Below are 17497 nucleotides of genomic sequence, written 5' to 3' on the forward strand. Positions count from 1 at the left end.
TTTGAATACACAACTTAAGGAATTAAACCTTCATCTCGCATCGCAATTTGAACTGATTGGCGCTCTGCAACTTTGTTGCGTAATGCAATGATATTTTTATATGGCGTTAAATCATGACCGATGCCATTTGACCAATTTGTCAGTACAAAGAGATAAGCATCTGCTGGGCCAAAGTTATCATCGACCAAATAGTCGTTATCCGATTCACCAATCGCTTTATCGATGTATGTCAATAAACGATCAATTTCTGCATAAGCTTTTTCTTTAGCGTCTGCATCTAGTGGTGCACCAAAGAATACGGCATAAGCATCATGTAATTCTGAGTTCAAATAGCCAAGCCATTCTAAAACTTTGGCACGACCTAAACCTGATGGCGGAATTAAGTCTTGTTTTGGATCATGCTGTGCAAGGAACGGTAAAATGGCCACATTCTCGGTCAAGATCAAACCTGGGTTAATTTCTAATGCAGGTACATAACCTTTTGGGTTGATCTCGTAATAATCTACCCCTTTTTCTGTTTTATGGTTTTTTAGGTCAACACGGACCAAATCAAAATCGACATTAATTTCATTTAAAATAATATGTGATGCTAATGAACATGCACCTGGAGAATAATAAAGCTTCATATCTGATCCTTGTTATGTACTATTCAATGTTTTAAATCTCTTCTGTCAAACTTTCAAGTGATCAAACCTGTAAATTGCAAAAAAGCGTAAATGCTGAAACACATATACTCTTTGACTATTGTCCATAATCAAGAAGATTTCAAGTCAATCTGTTATGCATTTTTATACTCAGTTGTTTTAACATAGCCGCGTTTAAGATTTGATGAAAAGTTACCGTGTTACAACTTAAAAAAGAACAATGGTTTTCCAATATTCGTACCGATGTGCTCGCTGGCTTGGTGGTTGGACTGGCGCTGATTCCAGAATCGATCGCCTTTTCAGCTATTGCTGGGGTTGACCCTCAGGTTGGTTTGTACGCTTCGTTTTGTATTGCCGTCACCATTGCCTTTTTTGGTGGTCGTACAGCAATGATTTCAGCTGCTACGGGTGCGATGGCCTTACTTATGATCACATTGGTCAAAGATCATGGTTTGCACTACCTTTTGGCTGCCACGGTTTTAACTGGTGTGATTCAGATCATTGCTGGCTATTTTAAAGTCGCAAAACTTATGCGCTTCGTCTCGCAGTCAGTGGTGTATGGTTTTTTAAATGCACTCGCGATTTTGATTTTTGTCGCACAGCTACCTGAAATGTCAAAGATGGATAGTTTGGGCTATATCTTTATGCTTTTAGGGCTTGCGATTATTTATCTGTTTCCATATCTACCTAAAATTGGCAAAGCCATTCCATCACCGCTGATTTGCATTATTGTTCTCAGTGGCTTGGCATTATTTTTAGGTGCTGACCTGCGTACTGTGAGTGATTTGGGTAAGTTTCCAGAGACTTTACCTATTTTCTTGATTCCTGAAATTCCTTTCAATCTTGAAACACTCACGATTATTTTCCCCTATTCCATTACCCTAGCAACAGTTGGCCTATTAGAAACTATGATGACCACGACAGTGATCAATGAAGTCACTGGAACTGAAGGTGATCGTCATCAGGAATGTCGTGGTCAAGGGATTGCCAATATAGTCAATGGCTTTATGGGCGGCATGGCTGGATGTGCCATGATTGGGCAGTCGATTATTAATGTTAGTTCTGGCGCGCGAACTCGCCTTTCCACTTTGGTTGCAGGTGTATTTTTGTTGTGTTTGGTGGTGTTCTTAAAAGACTGGTTGGCTTATGTCCCAATGGCGGCCTTAGTCGCGATTATGGTCATGGTGTCATTCACTACGTTCCAATGGAATTCAGTCAAGCAATTTTCAAAGCATCCAATGTCTTTTAATGTCGTGATGATTGCTGTGGTGATCGTGGTGCTTGCAACACATAATTTAGCCCTTGGCGTATTGGTTGGCGTGCTCCTCTCTGCATTGTTTATTATCAATCAACTGGAAAGCTCAGTAAAAGTCACATCAGAACTTAAAGACGACGTCCGTAGCTACACAGTCTATGGACAAATTTTCTTTAGTAGCTCTGAGAGTTTTTATCAATTTTTTGATTTTCAGGAGATGGTTACTCATGTACGAATTGATCTGAGCCATGCCCATATTTGGGATATTACTTCCGTTAATATTTTGAAGAATGTCGTACAAAAATTTGAATCACAACAGATTCAAGTAGAGGTTTTTGGCTTAAATGAAGCAAGTAGCACTTTACTTGACCGTGTCAGTGACTAATGGATTTTTGAAATATTCACTTTGAATCAAATCAATTTTCAATAAAGCGCGACCTATTGGGACCCTAAGCAGGATATATATAGCAAAGGGTTTCAATAATCAAAGTCTCATTTGTAATGACATTACATAAAATACTAAGCCTATAAAAAAGCGAAAAATTCACCATTCATTCGATTTAACTGTATAATTCATCTCATAAAATTATAACTATCAAAAATAAAACAAAGATTTGATGTGACTTTCTATTTATTTTTTTAAATTGTGGATACACAAAATTGGGGGAATTTTGATGGTATGGTTTTGGTCACGACACTGCATTCAAGCAAATCGGCTGCTGGTCTTAGCGAGTCTATTTTGCCTGCTATGTTGTATTGCTATACCCACTTTTGCCAATGCCACCCCTCAGATCTCAAGCAGTCATTGTCCTGTTGAAATTACCCATATTGCCACAGCTAAAAGCGCTGTCGAGCAAGAGCGCCCACGTACAGGTTGGCAAAATCTGCAAAAGCTTCCAGACACTTGGAATAAACGTTGGCCGGATTATCATGGTATCGCTTGGTACAAAATCCAATTTAAGTTGAACTGTGACCTCCATCAGTTAAATCAACCCATTGCTATCGCTATACAAGGCATCACCCAAAGTGGTCGGGTTTATATCAACGATGCCCTACTTTGGCAAGATTACATTTCAGCAGAACATTTTTCACGAAGCCAACATCAACCAAGAATTTTGAACTTGCCTAGCTCGAGTTTAAAGCAAGGTGTTAATACCATTTGGGTGCAAGTGTATGGTTCAGTGACCCAAAAATCAGGACTCAGTTCAGTTCAAATTGGGCAATACCAGCAAGTCTATGACACCTTTAAAATTTGGTTACTCGAACAACGACAATTAGTCGAACTCAATACGATGATTAATTTCGTCGTGGCTGTGTTCTTTTTTTTAGCATGGCTCGCCAATCGTAATGAAAGAGCTTACTTATGGTTAACCATCACAGGCATGGCTTGGGTATTTTATAGCCTGTGTATTATTTTTAATGGACCAATTTCATTTCTAACCACCGTACAGGTCGACCGTATGCAAAATATCATTTTCTGCTTTTATACGGTTTTTGGCTGTATTGGTGCATGGTATTTTGCAAACCACCCATTTCCAAAAATTCAGAAACTATTATTAAGTCTTGCCACCATCGCCGCTCTCTGTATAGGTTTTGCGCCAGAGGCTTATTTAAAGACCGTCATCCAAATTTGTTTCAGCTTCTTTGTTTTTGTCTTTGTGGCCAAATGTATTAGCTACCCCTATTTAGCCTATAAAGCCAAAATGGCTGAAACCTATTTGCTTGCAACGCTTTATCTGATTTATTTACCGATTGCGGTACATGATGCTCACTTTATGATGACCATGGAAGGTCATGCGCTCTCGCCCTATACCGGACCAGTGACCACCCTCGTCTTGGGCGGTGTACTGGCTTTGCGTTTAGCTCGACACACGCGTCAAATTGAGCGTTTTAATAAGACCTTAACTGAAAATGTTCAACGAGCTGAACTGAAACTCGCCACTTCACTTGGTCAACAACATCAACTCGCACTTGAAAATGCACGACTTCAAGAACGAATTCATTTATCTCATGACTTACATGATGGTTTAGGCGGATCAATTGTCCGTTCAATTTTACTGTTAGAACAAAATGACAAAATTGAAAAACCACAAATCATGTCGATGCTTAAACTGTTCCGAAATGATTTAAGACAAGTCATCGATTCAGGTTCGAGTATAGGAACGAAAGTTCCCGACACCCCGATCGAATGGGCGGCACCGATTCGCCATCGCTTTGTACAGCTCTTTGAAGAATTAGACATAAGCTCGAGCTGGAAAATTGCTGCCGAATGGATTCACTCACCTTCTGCGACCCAATGTCTCAATTTGACACGTGTCGCAGAAGAAACCCTCACCAATATTTTAAAACACAGTCAAGCAAGCAAAGTTCATTTCAGTTTGTGCCAAACAGAAACTCAGTTGGTATTACGTATTGAAGATAACGGTATAGGCTTCAACCCTAACAATGTTGAACAAGGTCTACATGTTGGTCTACATAGTATGCAAACACGAATCCATCGTATCGGTGGTGAATTTATAATACAATCACAGCCGGGTTCTACCGTTCTTGAGGCCATTTTGCCATTTAAATCTGATGGTACTGATAGTGAAGATCTTGATGAAAAAACAGCCTAGATTAATGTTAATTCATGACTTTTGAGCTAAGTAATTCACTGTACATGGCAAATGCGAAGCACGGCTCCAATCGGTAAGATTGAGCAAAAAGCGGATTTATTCACGGTAAAAATTTGACTTGTGTATCTCAGGACTTAAAATACGGCATTCGAATTTTTTACATTTGCCAAAGTTATGTCGAACGATCAATTAGACCAGCACGCAGTAGATCTGGATAACCTGAACGAACACCGTGAAATCGTGACGTTTATGCGCCGCTCTGCGCCACTTAATACTTCGCAACGTACTGCGCTGGAACAATATGGTCATCTAATTTTGGAATATCCTGTTGGGGATTTGCGTCAGCATTTTGAACACCCTGAACGTCCATTAACTGTTGAGATCGGTTTTGGTATGGGGCGTTCTTTGGTACTAATGGCAAAAGCAAACCCTGAACGTAACTTTGTCGGTATTGAAGTACATGTTCCGGGTATCGCTCAATGTGTGTATGAAGCCGGTCTTGCAGGTTTAACTAACCTTCGAGTATTGGATGCTGATGCCATCCAAGTGCTACGTGAAATGCCAGACAACAGTATTAACACTGTGCAATTATACTTCCCAGATCCATGGCAGAAGAAACGTCATTTCAAACGTCGTTTTGTATCTCATGACCGTATGCCATTGGTTGAAGAAAAATTAGAAATCGGCGGCACATTCCACTCAGCGACTGACTGGGAACCGTATGCTGAATGGATGATCGAAGTTCTTGAAGAACGCCCACGTCTTGAAAACCTTGCGGGTAAAGGCAATAGCTACCCTCGTCCAGACTGGCGTCCACAAACTAAGTTTGAACGTCGCGGAATTGAAGCAGGCCATAAAATTAATGACTTCATCTTCAAAAAAGTATATTAATTTTTGAATGAAGCAAAAAACCACCGTTAGCGGTGGTTTTTTATTGCTGTTTTTGATCTAAGATTTTTCTGTGTTGTATCAAATCATATAAAACGAATAACCATTAAGCTACTTGCGCTTGGAGCTGACTTTGTCGAATCATATCCACGGCTTTTTCAGCAATCATCACTGTCGGCGCGTTGGTATTGCCATTCACCACAGAAGGCATGATAGATGCATCGACGACACGAAGGTTTTGAATCCCGTAGACTTTCAATTCAGGGTCAATCACAGACATCTCATCCACACCCATCTTACAACTACCGACAGGGTGATAAACCGTATCCACACGCTGACGTAAGATTGCACGTATATCATCATCTGTTTTGACCAGTGAGGTAAATAAATCTTGCTGATAATGACTCGATAAAGACGGTGACATCATTAATTGCTGCGTCAACTTAAAGCCTTGTACCAAATCTTCTAAATCCTGTTCATCCCCTAAAAAGTTTGGATCAATCAATAATGGATCATTGACACTGGAACCACTTAGTTTGATCGTGCCGCCACTTCTTGGATTGAGCAGACACACATGACACGATAAACCATGGCTTGTATGAAATTTCCGTGCATGGTCATCTACTAACGCCACGACAAAGTGTAATTGCAAATTTGGTATCGCTAAATCGGGTGAAGACTTTAGAAAACCACCGCATTCTGCAAAATTTGAAGCAATCATACCCCTTCGTTCCTTACGATAGCGACTGATCTGCTTGAACATATCAATTGAACTAGGTAAGGATATGCCAAATGTACCTTGGTATTCTTTGACTTTATAACCAAAAATGAAATCGGGATGGTCGTGGAAGTTCTTTCCTACACCCGGTAAATGATGTTTGACTTCAATACCATGCGCTTGGAGTTCGGCCTGATCGCCTACTCTAGACAACATTAAAATCTGCGGTGATTGCATCGCTCCGGCACTGAGCAAGACCTCTCGTCTGGCTTTTAGGTGTTTCATTTGCCCTGCATGTTGTACTTCTACACCAGTCGCAACTTGATGCTCTATGGTAATTTTATTCGTTGTTGCTTTGGTTAATACCGTTAAATTTGGCCGATCTAAATGTGGAAATAAGTACGCACGCGCTACACTACAACGCTCTCCATTGATATGCGTAACTTGATAAACCCTAAGCCTTCTTGTTCTGCGCCATTAAAATCATCAAGGACTTTATGGCCTTGCGCACGAGCCGCTTCGGTATAGCGTTGATGGAAAATATTGTCACTTTGTACATCTGTGACGGACAGAGGGCCGTCATTACCGTGGAATTCATTGTGTATTCGGTTGTTATTTTCTGAGCGAATAAAATAGGCCAAGACCTCGTCGTATGACCAGCCAGTATTGCCCTGTGCCGCCCATTGATCATAGTCATTTTTATGTCCACGAATATAAATCATGGCATTAATACTCGATGAACCACCAAGGCATTTTCCACGCCGTTGATAGCCTTTACGACCATTCAAGCCAGCTTGAGGCACAGTTTCAAAGGCCCAATTATTGATTTTAGTCGGTAAGCTCACCACGCATGCAGCTGGAATATTGACCGTCCACTGATCACCTTGCCCACCTGCTTCTAATAAGCACACAGATATATTTGGATCTTCACTGAGTCGAGCAGCCAATACGCACCCCGCACTTCCTCCACCAATCACAATATAATCAAATTCCATTTTTGACATTATTTTCATCCAATTGATTCTTTTTATAAATGCACAATAAGGGATTTAACCCTGACTGAAAAGTTTCTTTTTTAAAATAGTAAGCGTGCTACTGTGCAAGAAAAATGAGACTATTGATCAAAATTTTGATGCAAGCGTCACTCATGCAAGGTAGCAATAATATCTGTCAAAATAATCAATGAACTTGATACGCCCAATCTTGGACTCTATTATTTTTTAATTTATCGACATTTAAAAGCACAGTAAGCCGCATAGCTAAAGATTTGACTGAAACAATAGATTTGATCAAAGCCTATTTCCGTCAGTAAGCTTTGATAATGCTGCTGGCTAATCAGTTCAAAATCATCTTCTAAACGCTGCATCATTTTTGTCGCTTGCGCAGCAGATAAACCTTGCATTTGGCAAAATTCAGGCAGGACACGCTGCTCAAAATTCGAATGAGTTTGCATCAAGTCAAAACTTAAAAAAATGCCCTGCGGTTTAAGCAGTTCAAATGCTTTTGCTAAAAAATTCGTTTTCTCTGACAACGCAATGAAATGCGTCACCAAGATACTCAGCACCGCATTAAAACAACTTACTTCCTCAAAAGCAGTATGACTGCCCAAAACAAAATTGACGCGATGTACCTGTCCAGCGGCTTCAACGCGTTGCCGTGTTTGATTCAGCATATTTTCAGACAATTCTGTAACGGTAAATGACCATGTTGGATTCAAGGCCATGAGATAACCCAATTCATAGCCCGTCCCACATCCAATGATCAGTACATGGGCACCTTCAGCGACATGGCAATTCAACACCGCCTGAATTTGTTGATGGACAAGTTCATAGCCGGGAATTAATTTTCGTATATGTGCATCATAACTTTCGACCACTTGTGGGCTATTAAAATCTTTTGCCATGTAACATCCTGTTTGAAATGTATGTCTAAGCTAATAAATATTCATTATTCTATATGGATTGTTTATTTCTGATGATGCCCAAGAATCTGCTGACTCAGCATTTCATAGACCGCTTTCAGATCGACTTGATCAGCTTGCTCAAGCATATTGGCATGCATCTGCATGATATTTTGATCCCCACGCATGGCAGGACCTGTTTGCATGTTACGTGGTTCAGCCTGAGTAGCTTTATTAGCTGTCTCTAAAATCAAAGGATAAAGTAAGCTAAATTCGACTTGTTTTGCATCAACAATCTGCTTTGCCATGTCATAACAATAATTACTAAAATTACAGGCAAACACCGCAGCAAGATGCAGACTCAAGCGCTGTGCCGAATCATATTGATAAACCCTTTGGCTAATGCTGTTTGCTAAACCTGTAAGTGTCGTCAAATCTGCAGAATCGGCCGCTTCTACAAAAATCGGTGTCGACATCCAGTCCACATCTCGGTCTAAACTAAAGGTTTGTAAAGGATAAAACACCCCTGCTCGCGAATGCTGTTGGGTCAGTACCGTGATATTGGTGCTACCTGACGTATGCACAATCAAAACTTGTGGCAGATAGGCTTTGACTTGCTGAATAACGGTTGCAATCGATTGGTCGCTCACCGCTATGATCAATAGATCAATCTCAACATTCAACTCACTTGGGCTATGAATGGCTTCTGCACCTACACTTGCTGCAAGTTTTTCTGCCTTTTCAAGATTTCGTGCATAAATTTGCACAATGTGATGTTGTGGATGAAGCACATTGAGCAAATGATGTGCAACACGACCTGCACCCACAATACTGATTCGCATATAGTTCTAACTCATTTTGGATGGCTACAGCATGTCAGGAAAATATCCGACGTGCAAATCGAGTCGTATCGATAGAATGATTTATTTTCAATTCTTTACATCAGTTTCGCTCAGATAAGACAAAAAAGGGATGCGCTTCATCCCTTTTGCTAGACGTCAATCTGAGTCTGATTCGTATCTTGCCCATTTCAATCTAGACAATATCCACGATATACACTTTAGCTTTTACGATTTACCAATGATTTGATTCAGAGTCTGTAGGTATTGTTCTGCATCGCGGCGCGCATTGAATTTCTTTTCAAATACACCTGTGTTTTGCACACTATTGGGCGTGTATTCTACCGACACAACAAAGGTATCAAGCAAATCTCTATTAATCCGAATTGCAATAATATGATGTGAGTTTAAATAAAAACCTTCATCAACCTTAACTAACATGACCCGCCTCAAAATCTTGCACAATGAAATAGATAAAAAATCTAAACATTCATAAACTTGGATGCCTTACCGCATACAGTCATTCATATGTTAGACCTATTTTATTGTAGCGCCATTATGTGATTTATATTGCAATTATTATGTAATTTAAATAAATTCTCAGAGAAAATTTTTGAGTTTCAGCCATCTAAACATGATTGATTTTCAATTCTAGCTAAAGATTGGATAAAAAAGACTGGATATAAAATGTGCCTGCTGCCATACCTATGACAACAGGCTCATTTCAGTACGACTGATTTAACTCAAATCAATCGTACAGAGAGGTTGAATGATTAAACACTTAACATGCTATTTAAGGTTTCTGATACATTCTTCGATTTCACGACAGGTTTAAGCGCTTCAAGTTCGGCTTTAACTTCACTACGCTGCGGCTCTGCCAACGTGTACCAACGGGACAAAATTTGCAGTAACCGTGAACCGACAATTGGATTTTTCTCATCGAGGAATTTTGCTAATTCAACAATATGCTGCACACCAAAGCTCCAAGTGTTGACAGGATTGCTATTTAAGCCACCAGTAACCGCACGAATACGGTTCGGTACTTTCAAGTCATAGTCAGGATGAGCAGTCAGTGCCTTAATGGTTTCCGCAGTTGCTTTCGGATGTGCCGCTTGCAACATAAACCATTGGTCCATCGACAAAGCTTCATTCTTAAAGCGTGTGTAGAAGGCTTCTAAAGCTTGCTGTGCCTGTGGTGCATCATTCCAAACCAATACTTTTAAAGCACCAAGACGTTCAGACATATTGCCTGTTGAGCTGAATTGTTCATAAGCCAATTCAAATACAGAAGCATCACCTTGACGTGCCATCATACTCAACATGATGTTTTTCAATGCACGAACACCCATGGCTTGTGAAAATTCTTGCTGCGCATCTGGGTCTAAAGTTGCATAAGTCTCTTTAAAGAAAGCACCTAACTCACGTGCCACACGACTTAAAAGTGCTTCACGCTGTTCTTGCACTTGGGCAGGACTGTAGTCGGCATCAATACGGCTACCTAAATAACCCTCTGTCGGTACATCGAATAAACGTGAAGCAAGTAGTGGATCACGCTCAACCAATGCTGGTAATGTATTTTGAATAGCTTGAACATAGATGTCGGCATCATGGCCATTTAACAAAATACGTTCTAACAAGGTTTGGCTGGCTTGCCATTGGTTAAAACCATTCGGCTCGTACTGCATCAGGAAAGCAAGCTCTTCATCTGAATAGTTAAATTCAAGATTAACAGGTGCAGAGAAATTACGCAGTAAAGACACAACAGGCTGGGGTTTTACACCGCTAAATGTAATGGTTGCAGTATCGGTATCAAATAAATACACGCCATCTTTGATGCCATTTTCAACCAATGCATCTGAGCTGAGAACTAACTGTTCACCACTCGTCGCATCAAACAATGCCAAAGCCACAGGAATAGGCACAGCTTTTAAATTTGGATATTTCGGATGAGCTTTTAAGCTTTGTTTCAAGCTTAAAGTATAGGTTTGATTTGCAGCATCGTACTCACCTTTTGCTTCAAGTTTTGGTGTACCCGGTTGGTTATACCAAATCAAGAAACTCGATAAATCTACACCTGATCCCGCTGTTAGTGCTGCTACCCAATCTTCAACAGTCACGGCTTGACCATCATGGCGTTTGAAATATTCGTCAGTACCTGCGCGGAATTTTTCTTTGCCCAAGAGTGTCGCCATCATGCGGTTGATTTCCGCACCTTTTTCATACACTGTTGCGGTATAGAAGTTATTAATTTCAACAAAATGATCTGGACGCGGTGGATGTGAAAGCGGGCCTGAATCTTCTGGGAACTGATGTGCTTTTAACACAGCAACATCATCGATTCGTTGTACCGCAGCAGATTGTAAATCTTCTGAGAACGACTGATCACGGAATACCGTCAAACCTTCTTTTAAGCAGAGTTGGAACCAATCACGACAGGTAATACGGTTACCTGTCCAGTTATGGAAGTATTCATGTGCAATCACAGACTGAACGCGCATGATCGCAGCATCAGTGGTGTATTCTTCATCAGCAAGCACACAAGAGGTGTTGAAAATATTCAAACCTTTGTTTTCCATTGCACCCATGTTAAATGCACTGGTTGCCACAATCATATAATTGTCTAAATCATAAGGACGACCATAATGTTCTTCATCCCAACGCATCGAGTGCTTTAAAGCTTCCATCGCAATATGACATTTTGGAATGTCTTTTTCTTCTGCATAGATTTCTAAAGCAACATTACGACCTTCAGACGTTACATAAGTGTCTTTAAGTACTGCCAAATCACCAATCACACAAGCAAATAGATACGATGGTTTTTTGGTTGGATCTTGCCAAACGGTATAATGACGACCTTCACCGGTTTCACCCGCTTCAATCAAATTACCATTGGCAAGTAATACAGGGAATTTTTTATCCGCTTCGACACGTGTGGTAAATACCGATAGCACATCAGGACGGTCAGGATAATAGGTAATTTTACGGAAGCCTTCAGGCTCGTTTTGGGTAACGAATAAATCGCCTGCCGCTTGGTATAAACCTTCAAGTTGAGTATTGCTTTCAGGATGAATCACGACTTCGGTTTCAATGACAGCTTGGTCAGGTGCATTTGAAATTACCAGTTGTTCTGCATCTACAACATAGGCATCTGCTGGCAAAACTTGACCATTTAAGCGAATTGATTTGAGTTCCAAATCACGACCCAATAACACCAAATCCCCAGCCGTTTGACGCTGCATCACTAATTTTGCATTTACATTGGTATGCTTATCAAAGACTTGAATATCTAGATCGATACTATCTACGACAAATGATGGTTTTTGATAATCTTTTAAATAAACAGTTTGGTCTGCTTTGACCACTGGATTTGCCGCAATATTCATATCTCGTCCTATTCCTTAGTTATTGCTTCATCAGCTTTTTGAACACATTGTGAATGACTTGATCATACGACAAGATGCATAAGCTGTCTTCGCATTTACAATGATTTATATATGGGCTCAGCGCATGTTGTTTTCAATCATCTTTATAGAATAATTTAAAGGCTGGCACATATTTTCGCCATGTTTAAGCAAAATAAATGCCTGAGTTGAGTACAGCTACTTCAATATGCAAATTTTTTATCTACCTAAAATAAATAAAGCGCCTATATACTAGAAAGAGAAAGTACAGGTGCTTAATCCATCTGTACGTTCAAATTATTGCGCTCAAACTTTCCTGCTTAAGACTTAGAGGATTATTGATTTTCGAAAATTAAATCGAGCGCGCTGTCATAGTCTGCAGCAAAGTAAAATTGAAATGCCGTGACTTTTGAAGTGAGGAATTGCTGAATTTCTTCCGTCGCACCCGCCACATAAATTTTAGATACTTGATGTTGCTGCGCTAGGCCCAGTAACTCGATCGTCTTTTCTAAAGTTTGATCATGCCCAATAATCAGCGCACCAACCGTACCCTGTGGCTGCTTATATAATTGCATGCGAGTGATATTGCTGTTTTTAAGTGCGTCTGACATATGTATTCCATACAAAGAAAGGATAAAAAGATCAAAACCTTTAGAAATCCAGCCGAATCTTACTGTGTATCAAGTTCAGTAGATTCCGCTTGGTTTCAATCCTAGAAGCCTAGATCATTAGAATTATAAGCTCAATATATACAAATATACTTTTCAAATCCAATCGCTTAGACGATTCCCTCCAAAAAGCACCTAAGCTCTCAAATAATCTCAGTCCTCTAATTTGGATTTGATTGCATACTTCTGTTTAAACCATGCACCAAGATGTTTCTTTTTCAACAGTTTAAGCATTTTGAGAATGCATCTAGGATAAAAGGATTCATCATTATTATTTTGTTACCTTTAGATTAATATTCTATTTTCAATATCTTAGTAAATAATTATAAAGTTTATCTGCTTTAAAATCTCTACTCAAAACATTTGAGCATGCGTTTTGCATCTACTTAATTGCCAAAAGCAAAATATTCAGGCTAAAACAAAAAGAGGTGCATTATGTTTATTAAAGAACACATCATCCGTATTGAAAATATGAAGACCCTGCAAGCGCTTGATGCTGCAAATATCGATCATCAGGTAATTGCAATGTTTATGACCTGCGAAGGGATCCCACTCAAAGCCTTTGAGGTCAGTTCATTACTTAATTCATATAGTGCATTAGGCACTAAAAAAGTCGCGTCTAAAAAAGTGCAAGCCTTAATACAAGCCAAACAAGTTGGAGAGGAGGACGAATCGATCCCATGCCCAGCCGCCTATTAATAATCCATTCTGACTAAAAGCTGCATCATCACTATGCAGTTTTTTTATTTGTCGACATATCGCCTGAGCTGCCGCAACTGAAATTGCAAACCCGTCTTTAAACAGAGATGTGTATAATCAATTTAACCTTTCAAGAAACGCTGGCAACATGTTCAATATTCTACGCAAACAAATGGATGAAAGTACACAATGCCCGTTGTGTCGTGCATCAATGTATTGGGTAGATGCTGAAAAATTAGATGAGCAAGAATTTAATTTTTATCAGTGTAGCCACTGTCATCATCAAATATTTCCAGAACAGCAATACAACTGTCATTGTGAAAACTGTCAGGCTGCGCGAAAAAAACTACTGAAAGAAACCCGTTTACAAGAACAGCGTAAACTCAAAAATAAAGATATCGTTGAACGTGAATTAAGTGAACTGAGTTTTTTACAGAAACTCTTTTTGCTGGCTTTATTGGATAATCACGTCCAAGAACATACGGCGCATCAAGAATTTATCGACTGGGATGCTATTAAGTATCATAACATCAGCCCGAATTATTTCTTCCAACAGTCGCTCAAAAAGCATCTCGTGCATGAGCAAATTTTGATTGTGAAAGATGATGCGCTACAAGCTGAACAGTATTATATCAATGTCCGTCTGGATGGCTATTCGGAGCCCAGTCTTTTTAGCGTAGCGCAGCAACTCCGTCATTGGTTTTATGAAAATTTAGCCTTGGGTGTTCCCTTTAAAAGTGCTGACGAAGTGAAAGAGTGTTTGTATCTCCTAATTTTTCAAGAAATTGTGCAATTCATGCAGTTTTACTGTAAGACATGGGGTATTCAAATTGCAGGGAATAAAAGCTTTCAAGTGTTCTGTTATCGCCTACTCGACCATCTAGCGGTTGGGCAGATTTATTATATGATTCAGTCAGCACTCGAATACCTACATAAACAAAAAGCCCTGCAAGTGCGTAATGAAAATTTCATTAATACCAATCTGTTAAAAAAGACCTTACAGCAATACCGTGAACGTGGCTTACAGGAAAAATGGGAAACCTTTACCCTCCCTCGTCCGCCACAACTCCCCTTTAGTAAAATGAGTGAAATTTTACTCTTTAACTTTTTAGGACTCGATGAAAGTATCTTTGTGCAACCGATACGCCATGCTTGGAAAAAAATCGAACCTCGCTTAAATTTTTATTCCACAAAGCGTTGCATGTACTGTGGTTCACAAGAACTCTCTGTCGATTATGATGCCGCAGATTATGTGACCCTGTTCTGCCGTAATTGTAAACATCAAGACCATTACTTCACCCGCTGAGGGAGAAAACGATGAATCAATCTGAAAATTTTGAAACGACCATGAACAGTGAATTGACTGACTTAAATAGCCCGCTTTTGCAAAGCGTTATTAATGCGTGGATTGAACTTCAATCCAAACAACCTTTGGTACATATCATCACCAATGCAGTCGCGAGCAATTATGTGGCCAATGTCCTTTTAGCTGCGGGTGCTTCTCCTGCAATGATTGACAATCCCTTTGAAGCCGAAAGCTTTGCCTCAATTGCCAGTGCCTTGAATATCAATTTAGGTACGCCAACGTCTGAACAAATGCAGGCCATGCAAATCGCTGCACAAACAGCACAAAATTTAAATAAACCTTGGGTGCTTGACCCTGTCGGTTATGGCCCCGTTTTGCCGTGGCGATCTGAAATGGTTGACCAATTACTCCAGTACAAGCCAAGTATTATTCGTGGCAATGCATCAGAAATCAGTGGTCTTGCAGGTAATCAAGGTGAGTCACGCGGTGTCGATAGCACGCTCAATAGTGCCGAGATTTATTTAAATGCTGTGCCCTTGTTAGAACACTGTGAATGTGTGGCAATTTCAGGCGAATCGGATTTCATCTTATCGAAAGAAATGAATGCGGTGATACAGATTAATGGTGGATCTTACTTACAACCCAAAGTGACGGCTTCTGGCTGCGCTTTAGGTGCGTTAACAGCGGCGTATTGCGCCGTGAGTGAAACGCTAACTGCCGGCACGGTCGCTGCACATTTGCACTTTGCGATTGCGGGTCAAAAAGCCTATGAACTAAGTTCAAGCGTCGGCAGTTTTAATGTTGCATTTTTAGATGAAATTTATAATCTCAATGAAGATGATTTCAATCAACTTGCCAACATACAAATTTATGCACTATGAACTACGATAGCTTGAGAAAAAAAACAGCTTGAGTAAAAGGCTCAAGCTGTTCAAGGATTTATGCTGTTTTGTACCAATTAATATGCTACAAAAAATTTACTGTCCCGTACTGTCACTTGCAGCATTGGCATCAAACATTTCTGAATCTTCGATCGTTTCTGTTGGATTACTCAAAATCATGTCTAGGTCATAGTCTCCCGCATAGACAATATTTTTGATTTTTGAACAGTCGCCATCACTCATTTCATAATTTAAGACTTTGGCTTCATCACCAATTTTAAACTCAGCAAGAACGACGTTTTTATTTTCATCAAAACTCAGTTTAGGCTGAACGCCTTTTTTCGAATCTTGCTGCGGATCTTGGCTATCCGTGAAAATATCAAAATCTACATTACACGCTTGTTGCGACTGCTTACAGTTAATTTCTGCTTGCATACGTTCCGCTAACGATGGCTCAAAATAGGCAGCGAGTTGATCTTTACTCAAAGCATGTAATTTCAACTCTTGGTCATAAATTTGTTTGACCAATTTTTCAGGAGTAACACATTTCTGCGATTGCTCTTGTATTTTTTGCTCTGCAGGCTGACAAGCCGTTAAAAAGATTGCCGCACCAAAACCTAATAATCGATATATCGTCATTTGTCCCATAACACATCCATGTCCGTCATTAAACTGCTCGCCCAACTGCCAGATTCATACTTGCTTCAAAAATGGTTGAAACATTTAATTTACAAATACACATTAAACCCATGCCATCAAAATAATCTGGCACGTGCTGCATAAAAAATTGAACATGTTCATCAGATTTTTTCCGTAGCCGAACCAATTGCTCAGGCGTCACCTTCGGTAAATCACAACGATGAACAAAAATATCCTCAGCCCGATGCTGCACATCATGCTGACGGATTTTATAACTATTTAAAACATCCGCATACTCAGTGGGCATCGGGACACCGTGCCTTGGATAAAACTTAACAGAGCGCGAGGCAAATAATGTATATACCTTTGGTTGTGCCAATGTAGCCACAAACCACATCGGAATCGCTGGAAATCGAATCTGATGCTGCATCGCCACTTTAATCGCCGAGTTTAAGGTCAGATTTTTCCGACGGTAATCAACCAATACCCCAGCCCGTGAATTAAAAATAAAAATCGGCCGATTGTTATGCATAATTTTTAATATACGCACAATGTTTTGCCCAATCAGTTTATTCTGCTCAAAATACTGAATGATTGGTAAGGCAACAATATCTGGGTCATGCATGTATTGATAAACTTGCTCAATCTTAGAAGTTGGGAAAATACATTGATCAAACTCCCAGAGCCGTTGAAACAACTCATGTTTTTCTTCAATCGTGAGTTTGCAAAAATCAATGATATTCTCAGTGATCGCCATACCAACACCCATTTTCTTAATGGATTAACTTTGATATTTTTTCAAAGTCCCTAGTTATAAAGTTTTCCGAAGCGGTATTTAAATGAAATAAAATTATTCATAGATCATCAATGATGATTAAAACCCCAAGTTAAAAATGAATCGCTATTTAACCTCATGCTTTTTTAAAATCAACCATATCAATATTTCTTACTTTTGAACCGTTTTAGCCATCTAATAACCCAAAAGATATAGCGTTCCTTGACTGTTACATCATGTAAATATGATACGTTTTAACATCGTGAATT

14 protein-coding genes and 1 pseudogene are annotated in these 17497 nt (G+C 39.7%); 6 read left to right on the forward strand and 9 right to left on the reverse strand.

Annotated features, from left to right (window positions below):
- Positions 1-14 precede the first annotated feature (14 nt).
- Complete coding sequence (locus tag FTT92_RS04425; protein WP_078188886.1) at positions 15-626, reverse strand: glutathione binding-like protein; 612 nt, start codon at positions 624-626, stop codon at positions 15-17.
- A 215-nt stretch (positions 627-841) separates the two neighbouring features.
- Here FTT92_RS04425 and FTT92_RS04430 point away from each other — a divergent pair, with 215 nt between their 5' ends.
- The 3 genes from FTT92_RS04430 to trmB all read left to right on the forward strand — a co-directional run bounded on the left by FTT92_RS04430 (position 842) and on the right by trmB (position 5405).
- Positions 842-2284: a SulP family inorganic anion transporter gene (locus FTT92_RS04430; RefSeq protein WP_180171532.1), complete on the forward strand. Its 1443-nt coding sequence runs from the start codon at positions 842-844 to the stop codon at positions 2282-2284.
- 289 nt (positions 2285-2573) lie between these two features.
- Positions 2574-4514 carry a sensor histidine kinase gene (locus FTT92_RS04435; protein ID WP_257231597.1) on the forward strand — a complete coding sequence of 647 codons (1941 nt, stop codon included), beginning with the start codon at positions 2574-2576 and terminating at the stop codon, positions 4512-4514.
- Positions 4515-4688: 174 nt separating this feature from the next.
- The gene (gene trmB, locus FTT92_RS04440) at positions 4689-5405 is read left to right on the forward strand and encodes a tRNA (guanosine(46)-N7)-methyltransferase TrmB (RefSeq protein ID WP_180023891.1); all 717 of its coding nucleotides are present in this window, start codon (positions 4689-4691) and stop codon (positions 5403-5405) included.
- Between the two features lie 103 nt (positions 5406-5508).
- On the opposite strand, the pseudogene FTT92_RS04445 reads toward trmB, so the two are convergent.
- The 6 genes and pseudogenes from FTT92_RS04445 to FTT92_RS04470 form a co-directional block, all read right to left on the reverse strand.
- A pseudogene (locus FTT92_RS04445) lies at positions 5509-7124 on the reverse strand (GMC family oxidoreductase).
- A 221-nt stretch (positions 7125-7345) separates the two neighbouring features.
- Positions 7346-8023, reverse strand: coding sequence for a methyltransferase (locus FTT92_RS04450; protein WP_180171534.1), 678 nt, complete (start codon positions 8021-8023; stop codon positions 7346-7348).
- 62 nt (positions 8024-8085) lie between these two features.
- Positions 8086-8862, reverse strand: a complete 777-nt coding sequence (locus tag FTT92_RS04455) for a Rossmann-like and DUF2520 domain-containing protein (protein ID WP_180171535.1) — start codon at positions 8860-8862, stop codon at positions 8086-8088.
- A gap of 225 nt (positions 8863-9087) precedes the next feature.
- A complete protein-coding gene (locus FTT92_RS04460; protein ID WP_078193638.1) occupies positions 9088-9300 on the reverse strand; it encodes a hypothetical protein in 213 nt (70 codons plus the stop codon).
- 332 nt (positions 9301-9632) lie between these two features.
- Complete coding sequence (gene pepN, locus FTT92_RS04465) at positions 9633-12242, reverse strand: aminopeptidase N (RefSeq protein ID WP_180171536.1); 2610 nt, start codon at positions 12240-12242, stop codon at positions 9633-9635.
- 353 nt (positions 12243-12595) lie between these two features.
- Positions 12596-12871, reverse strand: a complete 276-nt coding sequence (locus tag FTT92_RS04470; RefSeq protein ID WP_180003034.1) for a hypothetical protein — start codon at positions 12869-12871, stop codon at positions 12596-12598.
- 492 nt (positions 12872-13363) lie between these two features.
- On the opposite strand from FTT92_RS04470, the gene FTT92_RS04475 reads away from it, so the two are divergent.
- The 3 genes from FTT92_RS04475 to thiM all read left to right on the forward strand — a co-directional run bounded on the left by FTT92_RS04475 (position 13364) and on the right by thiM (position 15814).
- On the forward strand, positions 13364-13627 hold the full coding sequence (locus FTT92_RS04475; protein WP_111885040.1) for a hypothetical protein: 264 nt from the start codon (positions 13364-13366) through the stop codon (positions 13625-13627).
- 148 nt (positions 13628-13775) lie between these two features.
- Positions 13776-14933, forward strand: a complete 1158-nt coding sequence (locus FTT92_RS04480) for a hypothetical protein (protein WP_180171537.1) — start codon at positions 13776-13778, stop codon at positions 14931-14933.
- A gap of 11 nt (positions 14934-14944) precedes the next feature.
- On the forward strand, positions 14945-15814 hold the full coding sequence (gene thiM, locus FTT92_RS04485; RefSeq protein ID WP_180171538.1) for a hydroxyethylthiazole kinase: 870 nt from the start codon (positions 14945-14947) through the stop codon (positions 15812-15814).
- A gap of 96 nt (positions 15815-15910) precedes the next feature.
- Here the strand turns inward: thiM and FTT92_RS04490 are convergent, their stop codons facing one another.
- Positions 15911-16462 (reverse strand): hypothetical protein, encoded by a 552-nt coding sequence (locus tag FTT92_RS04490; RefSeq protein WP_180129510.1) that lies wholly within the window; start codon positions 16460-16462, stop codon positions 15911-15913.
- 19 nt (positions 16463-16481) lie between these two features.
- Complete coding sequence (locus FTT92_RS04495; RefSeq protein ID WP_180171539.1) at positions 16482-17210, reverse strand: hypothetical protein; 729 nt, start codon at positions 17208-17210, stop codon at positions 16482-16484.
- Positions 17211-17497 lie beyond the last annotated feature (287 nt).

The sequence above is a fragment of the Acinetobacter sp. YH12023 genome (assembly GCF_013420135.1).
Taxonomy (GTDB): domain Bacteria; phylum Pseudomonadota; class Gammaproteobacteria; order Pseudomonadales; family Moraxellaceae; genus Acinetobacter; species Acinetobacter amyesii.

Coding starts and splice junctions, on each gene's coding strand:
- FTT92_RS04450 (WP_180171534.1), bottom strand. CDS start 8,023: ATGGCAAAAGATTTTAATAGCCCACAAGTGGTCGAAAGTTATGATGCA.
- pepN (WP_180171536.1), bottom strand. CDS start 12,242: ATGAATATTGCGGCAAATCCAGTGGTCAAAGCAGACCAAACTGTTTAT.
- FTT92_RS04455 (WP_180171535.1), bottom strand. CDS start 8,862: ATGCGAATCAGTATTGTGGGTGCAGGTCGTGTTGCACATCATTTGCTC.
- thiM (WP_180171538.1), top strand. CDS start 14,945: ATGAATCAATCTGAAAATTTTGAAACGACCATGAACAGTGAATTGACT.
- trmB (WP_180023891.1), top strand. CDS start 4,689: ATGTCGAACGATCAATTAGACCAGCACGCAGTAGATCTGGATAACCTG.
- FTT92_RS04490 (WP_180129510.1), bottom strand. CDS start 16,462: ATGGGACAAATGACGATATATCGATTATTAGGTTTTGGTGCGGCAATC.
- FTT92_RS04495 (WP_180171539.1), bottom strand. CDS start 17,210: ATGGCGATCACTGAGAATATCATTGATTTTTGCAAACTCACGATTGAA.
- FTT92_RS04435 (WP_257231597.1), top strand. CDS start 2,574: ATGGTATGGTTTTGGTCACGACACTGCATTCAAGCAAATCGGCTGCTG.
- FTT92_RS04425 (WP_078188886.1), bottom strand. CDS start 626: ATGAAGCTTTATTATTCTCCAGGTGCATGTTCATTAGCATCACATATT.
- FTT92_RS04470 (WP_180003034.1), bottom strand. CDS start 12,871: ATGTCAGACGCACTTAAAAACAGCAATATCACTCGCATGCAATTATAT.
- FTT92_RS04475 (WP_111885040.1), top strand. CDS start 13,364: ATGTTTATTAAAGAACACATCATCCGTATTGAAAATATGAAGACCCTG.
- FTT92_RS04460 (WP_078193638.1), bottom strand. CDS start 9,300: ATGTTAGTTAAGGTTGATGAAGGTTTTTATTTAAACTCACATCATATT.
- FTT92_RS04480 (WP_180171537.1), top strand. CDS start 13,776: ATGTTCAATATTCTACGCAAACAAATGGATGAAAGTACACAATGCCCG.